20 protein-coding genes are annotated in these 19,286 nt (G+C 54.7%); 9 read left to right on the plus strand and 11 right to left on the minus strand.

Annotated elements, in window-relative coordinates; all coding sequences use genetic code 11:
- Positions 1–5 precede the first annotated feature (5 nt).
- From lolA to cysG, 5 genes are all read left to right on the plus strand, one after another.
- Entirely contained in the window at positions 6–623 is a 618-nt protein-coding gene (gene lolA / locus BGP77_RS13495; protein ID WP_158269378.1) for an outer membrane lipoprotein chaperone LolA, read from the plus strand.
- Positions 623–1,942: a replication-associated recombination protein A gene (locus BGP77_RS13500; RefSeq protein ID WP_108165245.1), complete on the plus strand. Its 1,320-nt coding sequence runs from the start codon at positions 623–625 to the stop codon at positions 1,940–1,942. The genes lolA and BGP77_RS13500 overlap by 1 nt, the downstream gene beginning before the upstream one ends.
- 3 nt (positions 1,943–1,945) lie before the next feature.
- Positions 1,946–2,335, plus strand: a complete 390-nt coding sequence (gene crcB / locus BGP77_RS13505) for a fluoride efflux transporter CrcB (RefSeq protein ID WP_108165246.1) — start codon at positions 1,946–1,948, stop codon at positions 2,333–2,335.
- Between the two features lie 63 nt (positions 2,336–2,398).
- Entirely contained in the window at positions 2,399–3,688 is a 1,290-nt protein-coding gene (serS, locus tag BGP77_RS13510; protein WP_108165247.1) for a serine--tRNA ligase, read from the plus strand.
- 52 nt (positions 3,689–3,740) lie between these two features.
- Complete coding sequence (cysG, locus tag BGP77_RS13515) at positions 3,741–5,132, plus strand: siroheme synthase CysG (RefSeq protein WP_108165248.1); 1,392 nt, start codon at positions 3,741–3,743, stop codon at positions 5,130–5,132.
- A 63-nt stretch (positions 5,133–5,195) separates the two neighbouring features.
- Here cysG and BGP77_RS13520 read toward each other — a convergent pair whose 3' ends face one another.
- Complete coding sequence (locus BGP77_RS13520) at positions 5,196–5,411, minus strand: hypothetical protein (protein ID WP_108165249.1); 216 nt, start codon at positions 5,409–5,411, stop codon at positions 5,196–5,198.
- 223 nt (positions 5,412–5,634) lie between these two features.
- Here BGP77_RS13520 and BGP77_RS13525 point away from each other — a divergent pair, with 223 nt between their 5' ends.
- The gene (locus tag BGP77_RS13525) at positions 5,635–6,390 is read left to right on the plus strand and encodes an SDR family oxidoreductase (protein ID WP_108165250.1); all 756 of its coding nucleotides are present in this window, start codon (positions 5,635–5,637) and stop codon (positions 6,388–6,390) included.
- A gap of 7 nt (positions 6,391–6,397) precedes the next feature.
- Here BGP77_RS13525 and BGP77_RS13530 read toward each other — a convergent pair whose 3' ends face one another.
- The 6 genes from BGP77_RS13530 to BGP77_RS13555 all read right to left on the minus strand — a co-directional run bounded on the left by BGP77_RS13530 (position 6,398) and on the right by BGP77_RS13555 (position 9,428).
- Positions 6,398–7,366 (minus strand): glycosyl transferase family protein, encoded by a 969-nt coding sequence (locus tag BGP77_RS13530; protein WP_108165251.1) that lies wholly within the window; start codon positions 7,364–7,366, stop codon positions 6,398–6,400.
- The gene (locus tag BGP77_RS13535) at positions 7,363–7,677 is read right to left on the minus strand and encodes a TusE/DsrC/DsvC family sulfur relay protein (RefSeq protein ID WP_108165252.1); all 315 of its coding nucleotides are present in this window, start codon (positions 7,675–7,677) and stop codon (positions 7,363–7,365) included. Before BGP77_RS13535 ends, BGP77_RS13530 begins: the two co-directional genes overlap by 4 nt.
- A gap of 13 nt (positions 7,678–7,690) precedes the next feature.
- Positions 7,691–7,954 carry a hypothetical protein gene (locus tag BGP77_RS13540; protein WP_108165253.1) on the minus strand — a complete coding sequence of 88 codons (264 nt, stop codon included), beginning with the start codon at positions 7,952–7,954 and terminating at the stop codon, positions 7,691–7,693.
- On the minus strand, positions 7,954–8,307 hold the full coding sequence (locus tag BGP77_RS13545) for a DsrE family protein (protein WP_108165254.1): 354 nt from the start codon (positions 8,305–8,307) through the stop codon (positions 7,954–7,956). Before BGP77_RS13545 ends, BGP77_RS13540 begins: the two co-directional genes overlap by 1 nt.
- Positions 8,304–8,693, minus strand: coding sequence for a sulfurtransferase complex subunit TusD (tusD, locus tag BGP77_RS13550; RefSeq protein ID WP_108165255.1), 390 nt, complete (start codon positions 8,691–8,693; stop codon positions 8,304–8,306). The genes BGP77_RS13545 and tusD overlap by 4 nt, the downstream gene beginning before the upstream one ends.
- Positions 8,694–8,759: 66 nt before the next feature.
- Positions 8,760–9,428 carry a Bax inhibitor-1/YccA family protein gene (locus BGP77_RS13555; protein ID WP_233252360.1) on the minus strand — a complete coding sequence of 223 codons (669 nt, stop codon included), beginning with the start codon at positions 9,426–9,428 and terminating at the stop codon, positions 8,760–8,762.
- A gap of 267 nt (positions 9,429–9,695) precedes the next feature.
- Between BGP77_RS13555 and BGP77_RS13560 the strand changes: the two genes are divergently transcribed.
- On the plus strand, positions 9,696–10,325 hold the full coding sequence (locus tag BGP77_RS13560; protein WP_108165257.1) for a TetR/AcrR family transcriptional regulator: 630 nt from the start codon (positions 9,696–9,698) through the stop codon (positions 10,323–10,325).
- On the opposite strand, the gene BGP77_RS13565 is transcribed toward BGP77_RS13560, so the two are convergent.
- On the minus strand, positions 10,322–11,071 hold the full coding sequence (locus tag BGP77_RS13565; protein ID WP_108165258.1) for an enoyl-CoA hydratase-related protein: 750 nt from the start codon (positions 11,069–11,071) through the stop codon (positions 10,322–10,324). The genes BGP77_RS13560 and BGP77_RS13565 overlap by 4 nt on opposite strands.
- Positions 11,072–11,182: 111 nt before the next feature.
- Positions 11,183–13,840, minus strand: a complete 2,658-nt coding sequence (locus BGP77_RS13570) for a helicase-related protein (RefSeq protein WP_108165259.1) — start codon at positions 13,838–13,840, stop codon at positions 11,183–11,185.
- Positions 13,841–14,012: 172 nt separating this feature from the next.
- On the opposite strand from BGP77_RS13570, the gene BGP77_RS13575 reads away from it, so the two are divergent.
- The gene (locus BGP77_RS13575; protein WP_108165260.1) at positions 14,013–16,925 is read left to right on the plus strand and encodes an insulinase family protein; all 2,913 of its coding nucleotides are present in this window, start codon (positions 14,013–14,015) and stop codon (positions 16,923–16,925) included.
- Between the two features lie 248 nt (positions 16,926–17,173).
- Here the strand turns inward: BGP77_RS13575 and BGP77_RS13580 are convergent, their stop codons facing one another.
- Both BGP77_RS13580 and xthA read right to left on the minus strand, forming a co-directional pair.
- Positions 17,174–17,683, minus strand: coding sequence for a GNAT family N-acetyltransferase (locus tag BGP77_RS13580; RefSeq protein ID WP_108165261.1), 510 nt, complete (start codon positions 17,681–17,683; stop codon positions 17,174–17,176).
- Positions 17,684–17,721: 38 nt separating this feature from the next.
- Positions 17,722–18,549 carry an exodeoxyribonuclease III gene (gene xthA / locus BGP77_RS13585; RefSeq protein WP_108165983.1) on the minus strand — a complete coding sequence of 276 codons (828 nt, stop codon included), beginning with the start codon at positions 18,547–18,549 and terminating at the stop codon, positions 17,722–17,724.
- Between the two features lie 102 nt (positions 18,550–18,651).
- Here xthA and BGP77_RS13590 point away from each other — a divergent pair, with 102 nt between their 5' ends.
- The gene (locus BGP77_RS13590) at positions 18,652–19,227 is read left to right on the plus strand and encodes a thymidine kinase (RefSeq protein WP_108165262.1); all 576 of its coding nucleotides are present in this window, start codon (positions 18,652–18,654) and stop codon (positions 19,225–19,227) included.
- The last annotated feature ends 59 nt before the right edge of the window (positions 19,228–19,286 follow it).

Consider the following 19,286-nt stretch of genomic DNA (forward strand, 5'->3'; position numbering starts at 1 on the left):
TCAGTATGAAAGTTGTTTTAGCTTTATTGTTGGCCGCTGCGAGTACCCTTGCTTTGGCGGATGAGGCGGCCCGCGCTCGGTTGATTGAGCGCCTGGAAGCAACCTCGAATCTGAGCGCCCAGTTCGAGCAGGAAACCTATGCCGAAGGTGAGTTGCGTGGCGATCGATCTCGCGGCTTGATGCAAATAGCCCGGCCTTTACGCTTTGTATGGCAAGTCAGTGAGCCCTATGAGCAGAGCGTTATCTCTGATGGCGAAACACTGTGGGTCTATGACCCAGATTTGGCGCAGGCAACCTACCAGCCGGTGGCAGACCAGATTCGTCAATCTCCGGCAATGATACTGACGCAGCCTCGTTCAACATTGTCATCGTCTTATGAAGTTGCCGAAGCCTCCAATGAGGAATTGACCAGCTATCAGTTGTATCCGACCGATGAGAATGCGGTATTCAGCGAGCTGACACTGGTCTTTATCGATGGCGTCATCAGTCAACTGCGGTTGACCGATAATCTGGGTCAGGATACGCGTATTCGCTTTTCCGACGTTCGTACGGGTGTGAACTTCCCTGACCAAACGTTTGAGTTTGAGCCACCGGCTGGCACGGACGTTTTCGAGCAGATGTGATGGACCTTTTTACCGCCGACGCTAACGACGCCTTCAAACCGCTGGCCGAACGCTTGCGGCCCACTTCGCTGGATGATTACGTCGGACAGAAACATGTCTTGGGACCGGATCAGCCGCTGCGCCAGGCCATTGAACGCGACCAAATCCACTCGATGATCTTTTGGGGACCGCCAGGCGTAGGTAAGACCACACTGGCGCGTCTGCTGGCACACAGTACCGCCAGTCGTTTTGAACCCCTATCCGCTGTTCAAGCGGGCGTCAAAGACATCAAAGCGGCGGCAGAGCGAGCGCAGCAGGCTGCGGTGGAAGGCAAACGCACCCTGTTGTTTGTCGACGAAGTGCATCGCTTTAATAAAGCCCAGCAAGATGCCTTCTTACCCTATGTCGAGGACGGCACCTTTGTGTTCGTAGGCGCGACCACGGAAAACCCGAGTTTCGAATTGAACGCGGCCTTGTTATCCCGGGCGCGCGTTTATCCGCTGAAATCGCTTGAAGACGACGACATGGCGGCATTGCTAAAGCAGGCCCAAGTTGCGGACACTAAAGTGGGGCAGTTGGCCATTGCCGAAGACGCTCAGCTCCCTCTGTTTCGTCTGGCCGATGGTGATGCCCGCCGTCTCTACAACCTGGTGGAATTGGCCGCCGATCTCTATGCCGACGACCCCGCTGGTCTAACGGCCGAACGACTGGGTCAGATGACTCAGGGGCAGACGCGCCGCTTTGATAAAGGTGGCGATGCCTTCTACGACCAGATTTCGGCGCTGCACAAAAGCGTACGTGGCTCGTCACCTGATGGCGCCTTGTACTGGTTATGCCGCATGCTTGATGGTGGTTGCGATCCGTTTTATATCGCTCGGCGCCTGGTGCGAATGGCCAGTGAAGACATCGGTAATGCCGATCCGCGCGCGTTAACCATTGCCATGGATGCGTGGCAGGTTCAAGAACGGCTGGGTACGCCCGAAGGGGAACTGGCACTGGCCCATGCCTGCGTGTATTTGGCTTGTGCACCAAAGAGCAATGCGGTTTATTTGGCCTTCAATCGCATGATGGAAGTGGTTCGATCTGACCCTAGCCGGGAAGTGCCTGTGCATCTGCGTAACGCGCCTACGGGTTTAATGAAAGACTTGGGTTATGGCGCGGCTTATCGCTATGCGCATGATGAACCTCACGCCTATGCGGCCGGTGAACGCTATTTGCCCGAGGAACTGGGCGATGAGCGTTTTTACCAACCGGTTGATCGTGGCTTAGAGAAAAAAATCGCTGAGAAACTGGTTTTCCTGCGTCAGTTGGATGCCGACGCACAAAATAAAGAGGACTAACCCATGTTGGGATGGGCTCATTGGCTAGCGGTTGCCGTTGGGGGTGGACTGGGCGCCATGGGACGTTTTGCCGTCGTGCAATTGGTGAATCGTCACAACGGCGGTCACTTTCCTTGGGGCACCTTGGCGGCCAACGTTACCGGCAGTTTTATCATTGGCATCGCCTTTGTTTTTTTTGCCCTTAAGCACACCGATCCCAGTGGTGTAGGGCGCTCTTTGGTGGTGGTTGGGATGCTGGGTGCCTTCACCACCTTTTCCAGTTTTGCCATCGAAAGTCTGGTGCTGATCGAACAACAGCATTATGTCTCTGCGACGCTCTATGTGTTGGGCTCGGTACTGGCTTGTCTTGCAGCCGCAACTCTGGGCTTAGGGGTTGCCAAGCTGTTATTCTAGCGCGTCGGCCCACTCGGGCCGTTTCATCTTTTTTCTACTGACTCTAAACAGGAACCGCTTTCCATGCTCGACATCAAACGCCTGCGACAGGACATTGAACCCTTGGCTGCCCGCTTGAAGGTAAAAGGCTTCTCTTTGGATGTGTCGGCGTTTGAGTCATTAGAGTCCCGTCGTAAGGGGTTGCAGGTAGAAACCGAACAGCTCCAGGCCGAACGCAAGAAAGCCTCTAAGCAGATTGGCCAGTTAGTGGGCCAGGGCATGAGTGTTGACGACGCCAAAGCCGAAGTGCAAAAGGCTCTCGATGACATCGCTGCCAAGTTGGGCGCTCGTGAAGCCGAACTGAAAGAAGTTCAGGCTGACCTGGATGCATTTATGCAAAACATCCCTAACGTGCCGGACGAGGCTGTGCCGGAAGGTCAGGACGAGAACGACAACCTCGAAGTCAGCCGCTGGGGGGAACCGCGCCAATTTGATTTTGAGGTTAAAGACCACGTTGATGTCGGCGCGGCTATCGGTGGACTCGACTTCGAGCAAGCCGCCAAACTGACGGGCAGCCGTTTTGCCGTGATGAGTGGTCCGGTAGCGCGTCTGCATCGCGCTCTGGCGCAGTTTATGCTCAATACCCATATTGATGAACACGGTTATCTGGAAGCGAATGTCCCGACCATCGTCAATCGCGACTCTTTGGTGGGGACAGGCCAGCTGCCCAAGTTCGAAGAAGACTTGTTTAAACTCAACGTCGAGCAGGACTACTACCTGATCCCAACGGCCGAAGTGCCGCTGACCAACCTGGCTCGGGATGAAATTCTGGATGCCGCCACCTTACCTTTGCGTTTTGCCGCTCATACGCTGTGTTATCGCAGTGAAGCGGGCAGCTATGGTCGGGATGTGCGCGGCATGATTCGCCAGCATCAGTTTGAAAAAGTAGAACTGGTCCATCTGGTGCGTCCGGAAACTTCCATGGATGCTTTGGAAGCGCTGGTTGGCCACGCCGAAACCATTTTGCAGAAGCTGGAATTGCCGTATCGTAAAGTGTTGCTCTGTGGCGGCGATCTGGGCTTCAGTGCGGCCAAGACCTATGATCTGGAAGTCTGGTTGCCAGCCCAGAATACCTACCGTGAAATCTCTTCCTGCTCCAATATGACTGACTACCAGGCACGCCGAATGCAAGGCCGCTATCGCAATCCGGAAACCAATAAGCCGGACTTGTTACACACTCTGAATGGCTCTGGCTTGGCTGTTGGGCGAACCCTGGTTGCGGTGTTGGAAAACTATCAGAACGCGGATGGTTCAGTCACGGTTCCCGAAGTCCTGCGTCCGTACATGGGTGGTTTGGAACGGTTAACAGCTTAATAAAAAGCCCTGGAAGTATCCGGGGCTTTTCGATTTAGCGAAGAGGTTGTCCGTGCACTATTTCCCTCTGTTTCATCAACTACAAGGCAAGGCCGTCCTGGTCGTTGGCGGTGGTGATATTGCCTTACGTAAAATCAGCCTGCTGCGGCGGGCGGGTTGTGAACTCAAGGTGGTTGCCCCGGACATTCTGGACGCCATTCGCGCCTGGCCAGAGTGCCGATGTATTGAACGACCCTTTCAGCCAGCGGACCTGGATGGCGTGGCGTTAGCCGTCGCAGCCACCGATGATGACGTTTTAAATCGTGCGGTCAGCGAACAAGCCCGGGCGCGGCGGGTTTTGATTAATGTCGTCGATTCGCCCGAACTCTGTGACGTGATATTTCCTTCCATTGTTGATCGGGATCCTTTGCTGATTGCGATCACTTCCAGTGGTCAGGCGCCGGTATTGGCCCGTTCGATTCGAGCCAAGTTGGAAAGCACAATACCCGCCAGCTACGGACAACTCGCAAAGCTGGCGTCGAGATTTCGAAGCGCCGTTAAAGCGCGCTTTAAGCGTCTCGACGATCGTCGTTATTTCTGGGAAAAAATCCTCAACGGTACCGTTGCAGAGCACGTTTATGCCGGTCGACTGGACCAAGCTGAACACGAACTGCAACGCCAACTGGACGAGCCGGATCAAGCACAACTCGGTGAAGTTTATCTGGTCGGTGCCGGGCCGGGTGACCCCGATTTACTGACGTTCAAAGCGTTACGGTTAATGCAGCAAGCCGATGTGGTGTTGCACGACCGCCTAGTGCCGGAGGCAATTTTAGACCTCGTTCGTCGTGACGCAGACCGCTTATACGTTGGCAAGCGGCGTTCTGAACACGCCGTACCGCAACAGGACATCAATCAGCTGCTGGTCGATTTGGCAAAACAGGGCAAACGAGTATTACGCCTTAAAGGGGGCGATCCCTTTATTTTTGGCCGAGGCGGTGAAGAGATTGACCTGCTGGCAACGCATGGCATTCCTTTTCAGGTGGTTCCCGGCATTACCGCAGCATCTGGCTGCGCCAGTTATACCGGCATTCCGTTAACTCATCGTGACTACGCTCAATCGGTGCGCTTTGTCACCGGACATCTCAAAGATGGCAGTTTAGAGTTGCCCTGGACAGAACTGGCGTCCACTCAGCAGACTGTGGTGTTTTACATGGGTCTACTGGGCTTACCCACCATCTGCAATAAATTGATTCAACACGGTCGTTCACCGGATACGCCGGTGGCGCTGGTGCAGAAAGGGACAACACCAGAGCAACGATTGTGGATTGGCACTCTGGCAACCATGCCCACCATGATTGAACAGGACCCACCCCTAGCACCGACCTTAACCATTGTCGGTGAAGTTGTGTCGTTGCATGAACGTTTGAACTGGGCCGGGACGGTGCAGGAAACTAAGGTCGATTAATTGGCCAGGAAGCGTGAGAAAAGAAGGGCAGAGCCAGCTTGTGATGCTGGCCCCAATAAAAACTTAAGACGATAGAAAAACCGCTGCGGCGACCGACGCCAGCCCACTGATCAGCGGCATCAATCCCATACTGGCCGTCTCCACCGGAACCACACCCAGCAACGCCGCGCCTAAGACGGCCGATGCGACCAGCAGCAGTAAAATTCCGACAAAAAACACACTGGCCATCAACAGATGCTGTTGCTTGGCAGTTAAGGCAATAGCGCCAGGTTCGGTCATAGCATGTTCCTCTCTCACGATTTTGGCGCACGTCCAACGGCGTAGTGCCCTTAAACGGTGCGTTATCGGGTGCCAACCCGGTCTAAACGACGGCAATATCGATCTCATCTCAAAAGCTATGCCAGCTTCCATTATCGAACTGTTCTAGGAACACTGATGCAGATCAGCATGGCAGGGCACGGCTGATTTCATACTGACCTGAAAAGGCACAGGAGGTCAGCTTATGAGGCTTAACAACAAGGTCGCCATCGTGACCGGGGCAGGTTCCGGTATGGGAAAGGCCATTGCCCAACGCTTTGCAGCAGAAGGTGCAGCGTTAGTCATTGGGGATATTGCTGCGGAGCGACTGGATGCCGTGGCCGCGGAGATTGGTGGCGTCGCAGTGGTAACCGTTGCCGGTGACATTGCCGACCCTGCAACCGCGGATGCCTTGGTCCAAGCCGCCCTCAATCGTTTTGGTCGTCTGGACATTCTCTGTAACAACGCGGGCGTCATGGATTATATGCAGGGTGTCGGCGAGCTCAGTGATGACGTCTGGCAGCGAGTGCTGAGTATCAACCTGTACGGTCCGATGTATTGCATGCGCAGAGCTATGCCTGAGCTCAAGCGATCAGGAGGGTGTATTGTTAACGTCGGCTCAACGGCCAGTAAACACGGCGCGGCTGCCGGCGCTGCCTACACTGCGTCGAAGCACGGGCTGTTAGGCTTAAGTCAGAATACGGCCTGGATGTATGCCAAAAGCGGGGTGCGCTGCAATCTTATCGCACCGGGCGCAACTTCAACGCAGATTTCTGACTCCATGCCGCAAGACAAACTGGATGCCCGCGGTGCCGCCAGAGCCGGAGAGTTTGCGGCTTTAATACCTGCCGTTTTAGATGCCAGCGATATTGCCGATCTGGCGCTGTTTCTGGCCAGCGATGAGTCACGCCGAATAAACGGTGCGGTGATTGCTGCCGATGGCGGCTGGGATGCGGTTTAGCCCATAGTCAGCGAGCGTGCCAGATATCATCGGCACGCTTACGAGCCTGAGGCAGATCCAGTTCGTCGGTGAGCATTAAGACCAGAGCCATGGTTTCCTGAATTGCAGTTAAGCCATAGGACGGTTGCTGCTGACCCGACCAGGTGTCTATCAGACTCTGTAAGTCGGGCTCTGGAGGACGAATAGCGCGCTTGGCTAGCACACGGGGAACCGCAACCTCTTCACCTTGATGAGGGCTGAGCATCAGTACACTCTGATCCGCATCCGGGCGGACTTCAAATTCGCCACTGTCGCCTTTTAGTACCACATTGCGAGTGTCGCCCAATGCTCGGGCCGTTTCGTGATGAATGGCCTGATAGGGCCGATGAAACATGCCCTGCAGAGTGATCTCGGCCTCAGCGGGGTTAAGGTGACGAACCAGAGTGTTGATCGGCGAACGTAACCCCAGCTCTGCTTTCATATCGATGATGTGTGACAGCTTGGGTGCAAAGCTGTCCAAGGCGCAGTAAACCATGGGTTCTGTCAGGCTCAACTCCTGAGCCTGCTGCCAGTTATGGGCGACGGCAATACCCAATGCCTCACAGGCTTGGCGGGCATACTGTCGGCCGGCGGTGTGTTCACCGCCACCGTGCATCAGTACCGGATAGCCGCCGCGAGCCAGTGCCCAAGCGGCCAATACATACCAGGATGGTTGCCGGCGCTTACCGGCATAAGCTGGCCAGTCGATGCGTATTGTTCGGCCTTGCCAGGTTGGTTGTGCGTTGCGCGCGGCGGATAACATGCCTGCCAATTCATCTGGGGTTTCTTCTTTAACCCGCATAAGCATCAGCAAAGCCCCTAACTGAGCCGGCGTTTCTCGGTCTGCCCAGATTTCTTCCATGGCAAAACAGGCTTCGTCACGTGTTAACGATCGGCTGCCTTTGCGCCCACGCCCCAGGGTGCGAACCAGTTGTGCGAAAGAGAGAGAGTCACTCATAGACAATTCTTCGGTTTTGGCAGGCCTGCCAACAAGGCGAGCATCCGTGCCGGGCTCTCACCAAATCGCTGCATCAGGTAGATGGAATTGCCAATGTCGGGCCCGAATTCGGTTTTCAGGTGTTTCACCAGAGGACGCATAGCCGGTGATAAGTCATAGCGGAAATAAAAGTCCCGTAACGCCTGGATGATGTTGAGGTCGTCATCGGTCAGCGCTATATCGTGTTGTTGGGCTTGCTGTTGAGCCCAAGCCTCGGTCCATTGGTTGGCATCTTTGAGGAACCCAAGGTGGTCGGTGCTGAAAGTCGTCATGTGAGAAGTTGAATTACCAATGAACCAAAGGTGAGTGTTCGGCGCTCAGGCGGACCCAATCATGGTCATGGATCAGTAGCCAGTCTGAGTGTGCTTTGCCTGCCATGGATTGGGCGTCTTCGTGACGAATGCAACCCTGAGCGGGTAGGGGGTTGGGGTGCCAAAGCATGGTACGCGCGTCGCCACTGAGCAGCACCCAATCATTAGCGGTCAACCATTCGTTAAACAGCGCCAACTGTTGAGCGTCGGGCTTTTGGCTGAGCGTTAGCAGCGCCATTAAAACACCTCGACGTAGCGGGACTGACGCATCAGCTCAGCAATCGCTGTTAGGCCAAGGGGTTCTACCTGATCGGCAATCGGCTGATCTCCCAGGACCAAATCGCGATGTTCGAGGCAGAAAAATAACGAATCACTGCCATACAAAGGTAATGCCTCCAGTTGCCGACTGAGTGATTTCCCGTTAGCTGGCTGTTGGTCTGGGGTTAACCAGCCAAGACCCTGATCCCAGAAAATAACAGCATGATCGCGGTCAAACAGGGCCAGGCTCATGATGGCTTCCAGAATTTCTTCGCTGCGCCGTTGCTGATAGGGCGCTGCCGTTACCAAAATCAGCGTTTCAAACGTGTTCATCGGAAGCTCACCACGCGGTCACAGTCACCGAAACCGGCGGCCCATTGCCCAAGACCCACCAGTTCGAAAGGCGGTTCAACCGTTACGGTGACTTTGGCTTGTCGTTTGGCTTCGTTGTCGTTCAGCAAACCACGGTTAGCCGAGGCAGCAATACACAACAGCAACTCGCACTGTGTGTTCTGTTGCAATGCCATCCAGCGGTCGTACCAATTGGGTTCATCGCTAGCCGGAGACTGGCTACTCAGACCGGTGTAAACGCCATCCATAAAAAAGAAAACTCGAACCAACTGGTGCTCGCTCGAATTCAGTGCTGTGGCGAAGGACAGCGCATCGGCTTGAGCATTGCTGGCCCAGGGCGAAGCATAAATATTCAGTTGATATTTCATGCGCGCATCATACCTCAGCAGGCACAAAAAAGGCCGCACTGGGCGGCCTTTTCAACTCGGGGTTGGTTAGTCGTTCGACAAAGCGCCAACCAGAGCCAACAGGTGAACAAACAGATTATAAATGTTCAAGTACAAAGAAACGGTCGCGTGAATGTAGTTCGTTTCGCCACCGTTTACGATGCGGCTGGTATCGTAGAGGATGAACAGAGACATCAGCAGTACAACACCCGCGGAGATCGCCAGGCTAAGGGCCGGAATCGTAAAGAAAAAATTTGCCAGTATGGCGACCAGCGCAACGATCAAGCCCACCATGAGAAAGCCGCCTAAGAAACTGAAGTCTTTCTTAGTGGTGACTGCGTAAGCAGACAAACCAAATGTCACGATGGCTGTTCCGCCGAGTGCTTGCGCAACAATGGCGCCGCCATTCGACATGGCCAGATAATAATTCAAGGTTGGGCCAAGGCTTGCCCCCAGCAGACCGGTAAAGACGAATGTCCATACGATTCCCATGCCTGAGTTGGCGGTACGGGGAATGACGAAGAACATAATGCCGATGGCTGCAATCATCATGATCAAGCTCGCCGTCGGAGAAAGATTGGCGCTCATGGCAAACAATGCGCAAACAGCACTGAATACCAGAGTCATAGACAGCAGGGCGTAGGTGTTTCGGAGAACTTTATTGGTTGCCAGAGCCGACTCAGAACGTTGAGTGGCTGTGGTTTGATAGTTGGCCATAGGTCTAGCCTCCATTAGTTATTCTGCTGCCATCATATAGGTGTTGAATGGCTTTTCAATAAACATCGCTCGTTCGGCCTTGCCAACTTACGGAACTCTGACATTTTAACTGACAACGCCCATTCACTGGCCGGAGACCCTCACTCACAGCTGCCCATAACGTCTTGTTTTTGAACGTCAAAAAAGGCCTGCAATCCAAAGACTGGTGCGTTATATTGTTGTTTAAAACGCCCGTTTGAAACACACTCAGAAATCAGGCCCCTTTTCATGAGCCAAGCCGACACCGTTACCCGCATTCTCGATTCAGCCGAAGAGCTTTTTGCTGAAAAGGGCTTCGCCGAAACGTCATTGCGTATGATCACCACGCGAGCCAAGGTTAATCTGGCGGCGGTCAACTATCATTTCGGTTCGAAAAAAGACCTGATACAGGCGGTTTTTGCGCGCTTCCTGACGCCGTTCTGCAATAAGCTGGATAAAGAAATGGCCACTCTGGTTTCGGGTAAAGCCGAACCGAGCTTGCACGACGTCCTTGGCGTCTTAGCCAGAACCATGCTCACCGGTGTGTACACGTCGAGCAATTCAAACAAGTTGTCGGTTTTTATGCGTCTATTGGGGCTTGCCTATACACAGGCTCAAGGGCATTTGCGCCGCTTTTTGAAAGAGCACTACAACGACAGCTACAACCGCTTTATCAGCTATCTGCGGGATGCCCATCCGGAGCTGTCGCCACGTGAGATATTCTGGCGCATTCATTTCGCCATCGGCGCCTGCGTCTTCACCATGTCGAGTATCGAGGTATTACGCGATATGTCGCAGGCTGACATTGGCGAAGACACCGCCATTGATGAGGTGATGAATCAGTTGATCGATTTTCTGGCCGCGGCACTCGAGCGTTAGCCAGCATTCCCGGTCAGTGTTAAGTCGTTGCGGACTTCGATTGAGCAATCAATTAGGCTTTCTAGCAAACTCTCGTCGTACACCTCATTGGCTGCCAGATGCAGAACCGATTTCGTTGTGTGCAATGATTCAATGCTCCGATTCAGCATCGAGTTCACCAACACCTCGGCAACCGAATCGAGTTCTTCAGCTGGCACCAGTCGGTTAACCAACCCCAGCCGGGTTGCGGTATAAGCATCAATGGACTCGCCCGTCAGCGCATAATATTTGGCAGCGCGTTCACCCAGAGCTTTGATCAGGTAGGGACTGCTCAGTGCAGGAACCTGGCCAAACAGCGACTCCGTAATGCAAAAAGCCGTTCGTTCAGTGGCCAGCACCAGATCGCAACAGCAGGCAATTCCAACAGCAGCCGCGTTAACGTCACCACGGACGGTCAGTAACACCGGTGCGGGAAAGTTATACAGCGTCGCCAACAGTCGAGCCAATTGCTCGGCGTCTTGTTGATGTTCGGCGCGGCCGGCATGCTGTCGACGTTTTAGCCAGGCCCGATCTGGGCCTGTACAGAAATGGGCACCACGACCACTGAGCCAAACGAGCCGCACACTGTCGTCATCGGCCAGATCATCCAAGGCCGTGACCAGCGTGCAGATCAATTCATCGTCGTAGGCGTTGCCGGTTTCCGGCTTGTTCAGAATAATTCGAACCAGTCCCGCATCCCGGCGTTCGATCAGTACCGTTTCCTTCATGAGCGTTCTTCTTGTTGTTTTGTAGGGGTGAAGGTCCTTTTCACCCTAAACCAGATATACCCTGGCCGCCAGCGGCAAAATTGAGATTTTTTACTGGCGGGGAAATCGTTTTCAGATGCTTCCCGGTGGTGCACACAGAATCAGGCGAACACCCGCCGGCTGAAGCTCGACGCTGTCCCAGGCGGCATCCAGTAACTCGGCCTGCATTTGTGCTTTGGTCACGTCCTGTTCGGTCACAAAGGGGTTTACGCCCGACAAATACTGCAATCGCTCCACCCGAGCTTCATTGGTAGCTGCCAGAGAGGCACGCGCCTGACTTAACGTCTGTTCAAACTGGGTTTGAGCATGACCTTGAGCAACATCGAATATTGGAGAAATGCGCTCTTTGGCTGATTGCACCAGTTTGCGCACCGTTTTGACGGGTAAGGTTTTAACCTGAGCTTGCAATACGTCTTGTCCCAGCGTCTGAGACAAGTCGCTTTGGCCGCCCTCCAGAGTCAGAGTACGCAACAGGCCTTCATTAAGATGCGGTTTCAGTGCGTGTGCGCTGCGTTCGGGAATGGCCAGACGCCATTGGGTTTCCAGCAACAGTTGCCCAGCCGGAACTTGTTTGGTTTCCAGCAAAGCGACGCTGGCTTGACCCAGTTGCGAGCCACTGACCAGATCCAGTAAACCTAGCACCAGAGGGTGCTCCCACGAGACAAAGTGGACGTCTTCGCGAGCTAAAGCGGTTGCTCGATCAAAACAGACCAAAGCACCGCCTTCGGGAATGCCGGGAATAATGGGGATCAGCATTTTATCGGAGGGTATCAGTTCATATATACCGTCGCTGATGGTTTCAAAATGCAGGTTCAGCAGGTTGGCAGCTTGTTCGACGACATCCAAAGCGCTGTGCTGTTCTAAGTCGGCCACGGCGTCGGTGAGCTGGCCCGCCTGCGGTTGCCGGCAGGAGTTGAGCTCAAGCATCACATCACGGCCTTGCTCTAACTCGCTGTTAAGGCGTTCCAAATCGTCGCGAATCTGTTCGGTCAGCAAAGGATCGTGCGGATCTGCCAGCCAGATTTCGCTGTGCTGAGCATGTACGATGCCTGCAGCGGGTTGGTGCTGTTCGACACAGTCGAGTACCTCATGGAACCACTGGAAGCGGTACTCTTCATCGCTGTTGGTGAGATAGGGCAGGTGAATGTGCACCGTTTCAGTCTGGCCGATGCGATCCAGTCGGCCAATGCGCTGCTCCAATACATCCGGATGGCCGGGTAAATCCCACAGCACCAGATGATGACAAAACTGGAAATTGCGGCCTTCGCCGCCAATTTCTGAGCACACCAGCACCTGGGCGCCGTCTTCGTCTGATGCGAAATGCGCCGCGGCGCGATCGCGTTCAATCAGATTCAGTCCTTCATGGAAGGCCGTCGCCTCTATACCGTGCTCGTGCCAGAGTGCCTGCGCCAACTCCTGGGCGACTTCGGCAGCCTGGGCGATCAACAGGACCTTCTGGTCACGATGCTGCTTCAGCCAATCGACCAACCAGGCACGGCGTTGGGCATCGCTTTCGGCAGGATGAGCTTCTACTTGTCGGCTGTGAAAGCCACTGACACCGCGACGGGTATTGCGGTATACCACCCGGCCTGGGCCATGGCGATCGAGCACTTCGTTCAGTGCGCGTTGCCGATCGTCATGCCACTCAATACCCAGCGTCTGTAGCTGTTTGAGTAATTCATCGTCAACCTGGTTTTGGTCCAATGCTTGAGCCAGGTCGGACAACGCCAGGAAATGACCTTCATCCGACTGATACTGTTCAAAACTGGAAAATCGTGAGGCATCCAGCAGTTGCAGACGTTGAAAGTGCGCTTGCTGACCCAGTTGTTCCGGCGTAGCGGTCAGCAACAACAGGTGAGGAGAACGCTGTGCGATGGTCAACCATGAGGCTTCGGCGGTTTCATCTGTTGGCGGGGTCATGTCGAGGTGGTGGGCTTCATCAACCACCAACATGTCCCAGTCTGCGGCGGTCACCCAGGGCATCTCTTCAGCGTTCGCCAATAATGAATGCGGCACTAAATGCACCTGACCCAGGCCGAAGTCGTGATCGCTGTGTTGATAAAACTCGGGCTGGATGGCAAAGCGACGCACCAATTCAACGAGCCATTGCGCTTGTAAGGCGTCAGGGACTGCAATCAATACACGAGAAGCTCGACCTTGCTGACGCAGCCGATTGATGATCAGGCCAGCCTCAATGGTTTTACCCAGGCCGACCTCATCAGACAACAGCGCACGCACACGGGTCTGTTGAGTGGCCTGATACGCGACGTACAACTGATGGGGCAATAGCGTGGAGCGGGTACCCAGCAGGCCGTTCAGGTGTTGGTTCCAGATGGCCTGATGGCCATTGCTCAACGCGGAACGAAAGGCAAACCAGTTGGGGTGGTCGGTCTGGCTGGTTAACAGACGGGTCAGCGGATTGTCGTGGTCGATGGAATCGGCGAGCTCACTTTCTGGCACCATGCCGTCAGCCGTTTCATAGACCAGCAAACCTTTCAGCTCATGCACCGCGAGCACCTCTGCCTCGCCTTGACCGCGCTTTTCGATGCTATCGCCAACATCAAACCGGATTCGGGTTAGCGGTGGTTCGCGCAACGCGTAGCAGCGCTCGTCTTCGGCGGAGGGAAAATGCAGCGTCACCGTACGGGCGTCAACGTTTTGTACCACGCCCAGGCCCAACTCTGGTTCACCATCTGCCAGCCAGCGTTGACCTTGCATAAATTCAGACATCTCGACCTCACATCCCCGAAAAGGGCCGGTATTCTACGGAATCTGCGTGAGCATGAAAGCGTAGCAGGGCGGACTGCCGATTATTGCTTCACTCTATGCTGCTTTTCGGGACTTGCGCTACCGTTGCATAACCCCATTATGGGTAGCTGAATATTCAAGGTTTGACTCTTTTATGACCGCCACCGCGCATCGCTCATTTGAGCACATCGAAAGCCGTCGTATCGACTCACTGAACGTCACGCTGGAACACTATCGGCACCGCCAGACAGGCGCTGATCATTTCCACATCGCCAGTGATAACCCGGAAAATGTCTTTATGGTGGCGTTGCGCACCATGCCGACCGATTCCACCGGGGTCGCTCATATTCTGGAACATACCGCTCTGTGCGGCAGTGAAAAGTACCCGGTGCGCGATCCGTTTTTTATGATGACGCGGCGCTCGCTGAACACCTTTATGAACGCCATGACCAGCAGCGACTGGACAGCCTATCCGTTTGCCAGTGAAAACAGCCAGGATTACGAAAATCTGCTGTCGGTCTATCTCGATGCCGTCTTTTACTCCAACCTCAACGAACTGGATTTCCGACAGGAAGGCCATCGTCTGGAGTTCACCGAAGCGACCGACCCCAGCACGCCGCTGATCTATAAAGGTGTCGTCTTCAACGAAATGAAAGGCGCCATGAGTTCACCGGTCAGTCAGCTGTACCAGGCGATCAAGCACTATCTGTTCCCCTACAACACCTATCACTACAACAGCGGTGGCGATCCTGAAGCCATTACCGATTTGAGCTACGAGCAGCTCAAATCCTTCTACAAAACGCATTACCACCCCAGTAATGCCAGCTTCTTCACCTTTGGTGATCGTCCTGCGGCCGACATTCAAGAACGCATTCACGAACAAGCGCTGCATCGGTTTGACGCTCTTGATCACAAGCTGTCAGTACCGCTGGAACGTCGATTCAACCGTATTTTGCGCGTTGAAGACGCCTACGCCGCCGAAGGCGATGACCTCAGTGGCAAGACGCATCACGTCTATGGTTGGTTACTCGGAGAATCAACCGATTTGTTTGCACAATTGGAAGCGCACCTGCTCAGCGATGTGCTGCTCGACAACAGCGCCTCGCCATTGCGCCAGGCGTTGGAAAACACCGATTTGGGTTCAAATCCGTCGCCGATGTGCGGCCTGGAAGATTCCAATCGCGAGATGATGTTCGTCTGTGGCTTAGAAGGCAGCGAGCCGGAAAAAGCCGCTCAGTTTGAGCAATTGATCATCGATACGCTCACCGACGTGGCGAACAAAGGCGTGCCGACAGAAGACGTCGAAGCCATGTTGCACCAGTTGGAACTGTCGCAACGCGAAGTCACTGGCGATGGCATGCCTTATGGGATGCAGCTGATTTTCAGCGTCGTCGGCGCCGCCACGCACGGTGGTTCGGTCATGGATTCGTTGGATATCGATCCGGCACTGGCGCGACTGCGCGAACTGGCCAAAGATCCAGACTACATTCCCAGCCTGATTCGTCGCCTGCTGCTCGATAACGTCCACCGCGTTCGCTTGACGCTGCGCCCGGATGCCGACCTGCATCAACACCAGCTCGATAATGAACGCGCCAAGCTCGATCGCATCCAGCAGGGTCTGAGCGAAGCCGATCAACAGGCCATTATTGATCAGGCGCTGGCGTTGAAAGCCCGTCAGGAAGAAGAGGACGATGCAGGCCAATTGCCCAAGGTGACCCTGGCCGATGTCAAGCCAGACGTGAAACGCATTCAGCCGGTTGCCGACGGCGCCATTACCCGCTATCAGGCAGGCACTAATGGCCTGGGTTATCAGCAATGGTATTTGCCATTGCCTGAATTGACCTCCGACGAATTGGCCTTGCTGCCGCTCTATACCGCCTTACTGACCGAAGTCGGCGCCGGTGATAAAGATTATTTGGGCATGCAACAATGGCAGGCCGCTCGTACCGGTAGCGTGAGCGTCTACAGTCAGTTCCGCAGCCCGCTCGACAGCGTTGATAAAGTCGCCGGTTATCTGGTGCTTTCCGGTCGTGCTCTGGTGCGCCATTTCGACGAACTGACGCAGATTCTGACCCAGCACTGGACGTCACCCCGATTCGACGAGAAGAACCGCATTCGTGATCTGTTGACCCAATTGAGCGCCCGCCGCGAACAAAGCGTTACCGGTCAAGGCCACGCCCTGGCAATGCAGACTGCTGGCAGCTTCCACAGTTACGCCAACGGCCTGACTTACGACATGAGTGGATTACCGGCCATTCGTCGCCTGAAAGGCTGGCTTAAGGCATTCAAAAGCGACGAATCCGCTTTTGATCAATGGCTGGCCCGCTTAAGTGATCTGCACGCTAAACTCTCCGATCAACGTGCTTTGGCCGTACTGGTCGGCGAGCCAACTGAACTCGATGGCCTGGCGCAGTTAACTGAACGCCATGGTCTGGCGCAACGCACGGAGTCACTGTCGGCGCCGGATCAGACCGCGGCGATCAATGCCGCCGGTCAGCAACTGGCCTGGGCCGTGAATACCCAAGTGAACTTTTGTTCCATGGCGTACCCGACGGTTTTGCCTGAGCATGAAGATTCCGCTCCCTTGACCGTTCTGGCAGGTGTGCTGCGTGACAATTACCTGCATCGCACCATCCGTGAGCAGGGTGGCGCCTACGGTGGGGGTGCCAGTCACGACTCCAATACCGGGACCTTCCGGTTTTATTCTTACCGAGACCCACGCATTGACGGCACGCTCAACGACTTCCGTGCCAGTATTGACTGGGTACGCGACACCGGTGCGACCGCCGACCAGGTGGAATCCGCCATTCTGGGCGTGGTCAGTTCGATGGATAAACCGGGATCACCGGCCGGAGAAGCGAAACAGGCGTTCCTAAACCGCTTGTTTGGCCGGACCGATACCTTCCGCAAGGCTTATCGTGAAGCCTTGCTGTCAGTAACACCGGCCGATATCGCCAACGTCGCTGAGCGTTATTTTGATGCGGAACGCGCCTCTGCTGCAGTGGTCACGGACAAAGAACACGCGGATGCGCTGACCGAACAAGGATTCAGCATCGAGACCCTTTAAGGCTCCGTTTGCTGAACCCGCTAAGGCTCCGAAAGGGGCCTTTTTTATGCCTGATGACTGGACAGAATGTCGCGTTCAAACCCAAGAGTTCGACCACGCTAAGTCGTTCCCAGGTCGATGTTGACGTTCATGGAGCAGGGCACCGTAGCGCAATTGATCGGAGATGACGGTTCTGTTCGAGGTGTGTCGCCGCTCTGGAGAGTGCATTCTATGGGCACTGACAGCTTGAAAAGACTACCGTGTAGACATTAGATGCTAAAGAATCGGGCCTGATCGATTGCAAACCGCTCATAGCCGTCCAGCCGCTGATGCGTGTTCATCAACCCTATTTTTCGGGCCACGCCTTTGGAGCGAAGATTGTCGGGGTGAATGTCGGCGATGACGCGTTCAAGCCTCAGGTTTTCAAAGGCATGGTTCAGCAATGCTTTCGCTGCTTCAGTGGCGATGCCTTGACCCCAGGTTTGTGGCAACAATCGCCAGCCAATCTCAATGTCCGGACCGACAGCGTCAACGGGTATTAACAAAACCCAGCCCAAAAACTGCTCAGGCTGGGAGGCCAGGCTGATAACCCAATAGCCCAAACCCTCACCATAGTCCTGAACCGTTCGCTGATGAATGAACGCTCGATGCGCGATGGGATCCTGCCAGTGACCTTGAACGTGGTCTAAAACGCCTGGCTGCTGGTCCAGGACATAGCTGTCATCCAGATCGGCGAGGGTTCTTAGTCTGGGCAGCAGGCGTTGCGTTTTGAATTCCATCACGGTGATTCCTGCGCGTAACGTCTACGCGGTAGACGTTACACCAGTTTTAAATCGAGATCGAGCCAGGCCGGTGCGTGATCGGACGGCTTTTCCAGAGCGCGAATCTCATAATCGATTCCGGCTCCCCGGATCAACGGAACCAAGGGCGCGCTGACCAGAAGATGGTCGATACGCAGTCCCCGTTTGGGCGTGTCTTCAAAGCCTTTGGAGCGGTAATCAAACCAACTGAACCATTCGTTGTTGTCGGGATAGAGATGGCGATAACTGTCCGTTAATCCCCAGTCACGCAATTTTTCAAACCAGGCTCTTTCTTCTGGTTGGAAGGCAGACTTACCGTCACGGAGCCAACGTTTGACGTTCTTTTCACCAATACCAAGATCTTCATCGACCGGGGCAATGTTGAAGTCGCCCAGCACGATCACTAGGTCATCTGGGGTGACGTTGTTCTCCAACCAAGCCAGCAAGTCGGCATAGAAACGACGTTTGGCTGGCCATTTGGTTTCGTGGTGGATGCTTTCACCCTGAGGGAAATAGCCGTTGAGTACGGTCAAGGTGTGGCCGTCAGCCACCGCATGCCGACTGATCAACATCCGTCGGTGAGCATCGTCTTCATCATCGGGAAAGCCGCGTTCAACGCTTTGTGGTGCTGTCCGGCTTAACGTTGCGACACCAAAGTGGCCTTTCTGGCCCCAGGTTACCGACTGTAAGCCACTGGCTTGTTGGACATCGTCATGCGGGTACATATCGTCGTGAACTTTAATTTCTTGCAGACAGAGAATGTCCGGGTCCTGCAGTCGACGCAGCGCGTCCAGCTGGTGCAAGCGGGCACGTATGCCGTTGATATTGAACGAGATGATGCGCATGGTAGTGCTTTCCTGAGTCAGACAGTGGCGGCTATTATTGCGAACCACCGCCGGCTTTGAAACCAGCAAATCTTTAATCACCCGTTCCGGAAACACCCACTCATGGCCCAACTCTATTTTTATTATTCGGCGATGAACGCCGGCAAATCGACGTCACTGCTGCAGTCGGAATACAACTACCGCGAACGCGGTATGAACGCCTTGCTGTTGACCGCTCGCGTCGATGATCGCTACGGCCAGGGCGTTATCCGCTCACGCATTGGGCTGGAAAAACCCGCCGACTGTTTCGACGCCAATACCGATCTGATTGCTTGGTACCGAGATAAAGCCAATAAAGCCGACTGCATTCTCGTTGACGAAGCGCAGTTTTTGAGCCGGGAACAAGTGGATCAACTGGCAACGCTGGTGGATGACGACCGTGTTCCAGTCCTGTGTTACGGCATTCGTACCGACTTCCGCGGCGAACTCTTTCCCGGTTCGGAACGCCTGCTGGCCATCGCTGACAAACTCAGTGAACTGAAAACGGTCTGTCACTGTGGCCGTAAGGCCATCATGGTGGCGCGCCTGGATGAAAACGGTCGTGCTATTGCAGAAGGCGATCAGGTTGTGATTGGTGGTAACGAGCGTTATGTCTCAATGTGTCGACGTCATTATAAGGAAGCCATCGCCGACGCTTGACCTTCCAGTTGCGTCAAGGTTTAGCCTCGGTCACCGCTGATCAATCGATCGAGGAGAAC

Source organism: Saccharospirillum sp. MSK14-1 (assembly GCF_003054965.1).
Taxonomy (GTDB): domain Bacteria; phylum Pseudomonadota; class Gammaproteobacteria; order Pseudomonadales; family Natronospirillaceae; genus Saccharospirillum.

Excerpts from the sequence above, each read along its gene's own strand:
- BGP77_RS13560 (WP_108165257.1), top strand. The coding sequence starts at position 9,696 with ATGAGCCAAGCCGACACCGTTACCCGCATTCTCGATTCAGCCGAAGAG.
- xthA (WP_108165983.1), bottom strand. The coding sequence starts at position 18,549 with ATGCGCATCATCTCGTTCAATATCAACGGCATACGTGCCCGCTTGCAC.
- BGP77_RS13520 (WP_108165249.1), bottom strand. The coding sequence starts at position 5,411 with ATGACCGAACCTGGCGCTATTGCCTTAACTGCCAAGCAACAGCATCTG.
- lolA (WP_158269378.1), top strand. The coding sequence starts at position 6 with ATGAAAGTTGTTTTAGCTTTATTGTTGGCCGCTGCGAGTACCCTTGCT.
- BGP77_RS13500 (WP_108165245.1), top strand. The coding sequence starts at position 623 with ATGGACCTTTTTACCGCCGACGCTAACGACGCCTTCAAACCGCTGGCC.
- BGP77_RS13540 (WP_108165253.1), bottom strand. The coding sequence starts at position 7,954 with ATGGCGCTGCTAACGCTCAGCCAAAAGCCCGACGCTCAACAGTTGGCG.
- BGP77_RS13590 (WP_108165262.1), top strand. The coding sequence starts at position 18,652 with ATGGCCCAACTCTATTTTTATTATTCGGCGATGAACGCCGGCAAATCG.
- BGP77_RS13525 (WP_108165250.1), top strand. The coding sequence starts at position 5,635 with ATGAGGCTTAACAACAAGGTCGCCATCGTGACCGGGGCAGGTTCCGGT.
- BGP77_RS13580 (WP_108165261.1), bottom strand. The coding sequence starts at position 17,683 with ATGGAATTCAAAACGCAACGCCTGCTGCCCAGACTAAGAACCCTCGCC.
- BGP77_RS13565 (WP_108165258.1), bottom strand. The coding sequence starts at position 11,071 with ATGAAGGAAACGGTACTGATCGAACGCCGGGATGCGGGACTGGTTCGA.
- serS (WP_108165247.1), top strand. The coding sequence starts at position 2,399 with ATGCTCGACATCAAACGCCTGCGACAGGACATTGAACCCTTGGCTGCC.
- BGP77_RS13530 (WP_108165251.1), bottom strand. The coding sequence starts at position 7,366 with ATGAGTGACTCTCTCTCTTTCGCACAACTGGTTCGCACCCTGGGGCGT.
- BGP77_RS13555 (WP_233252360.1), bottom strand. The coding sequence starts at position 9,428 with ATGGCCAACTATCAAACCACAGCCACTCAACGTTCTGAGTCGGCTCTG.
- BGP77_RS13570 (WP_108165259.1), bottom strand. The coding sequence starts at position 13,840 with ATGTCTGAATTTATGCAAGGTCAACGCTGGCTGGCAGATGGTGAACCA.
- tusD (WP_108165255.1), bottom strand. The coding sequence starts at position 8,693 with ATGAAATATCAACTGAATATTTATGCTTCGCCCTGGGCCAGCAATGCT.
- crcB (WP_108165246.1), top strand. The coding sequence starts at position 1,946 with ATGTTGGGATGGGCTCATTGGCTAGCGGTTGCCGTTGGGGGTGGACTG.
- BGP77_RS13545 (WP_108165254.1), bottom strand. The coding sequence starts at position 8,307 with ATGAACACGTTTGAAACGCTGATTTTGGTAACGGCAGCGCCCTATCAG.
- BGP77_RS13535 (WP_108165252.1), bottom strand. The coding sequence starts at position 7,677 with ATGACGACTTTCAGCACCGACCACCTTGGGTTCCTCAAAGATGCCAAC.
- BGP77_RS13575 (WP_108165260.1), top strand. The coding sequence starts at position 14,013 with ATGACCGCCACCGCGCATCGCTCATTTGAGCACATCGAAAGCCGTCGT.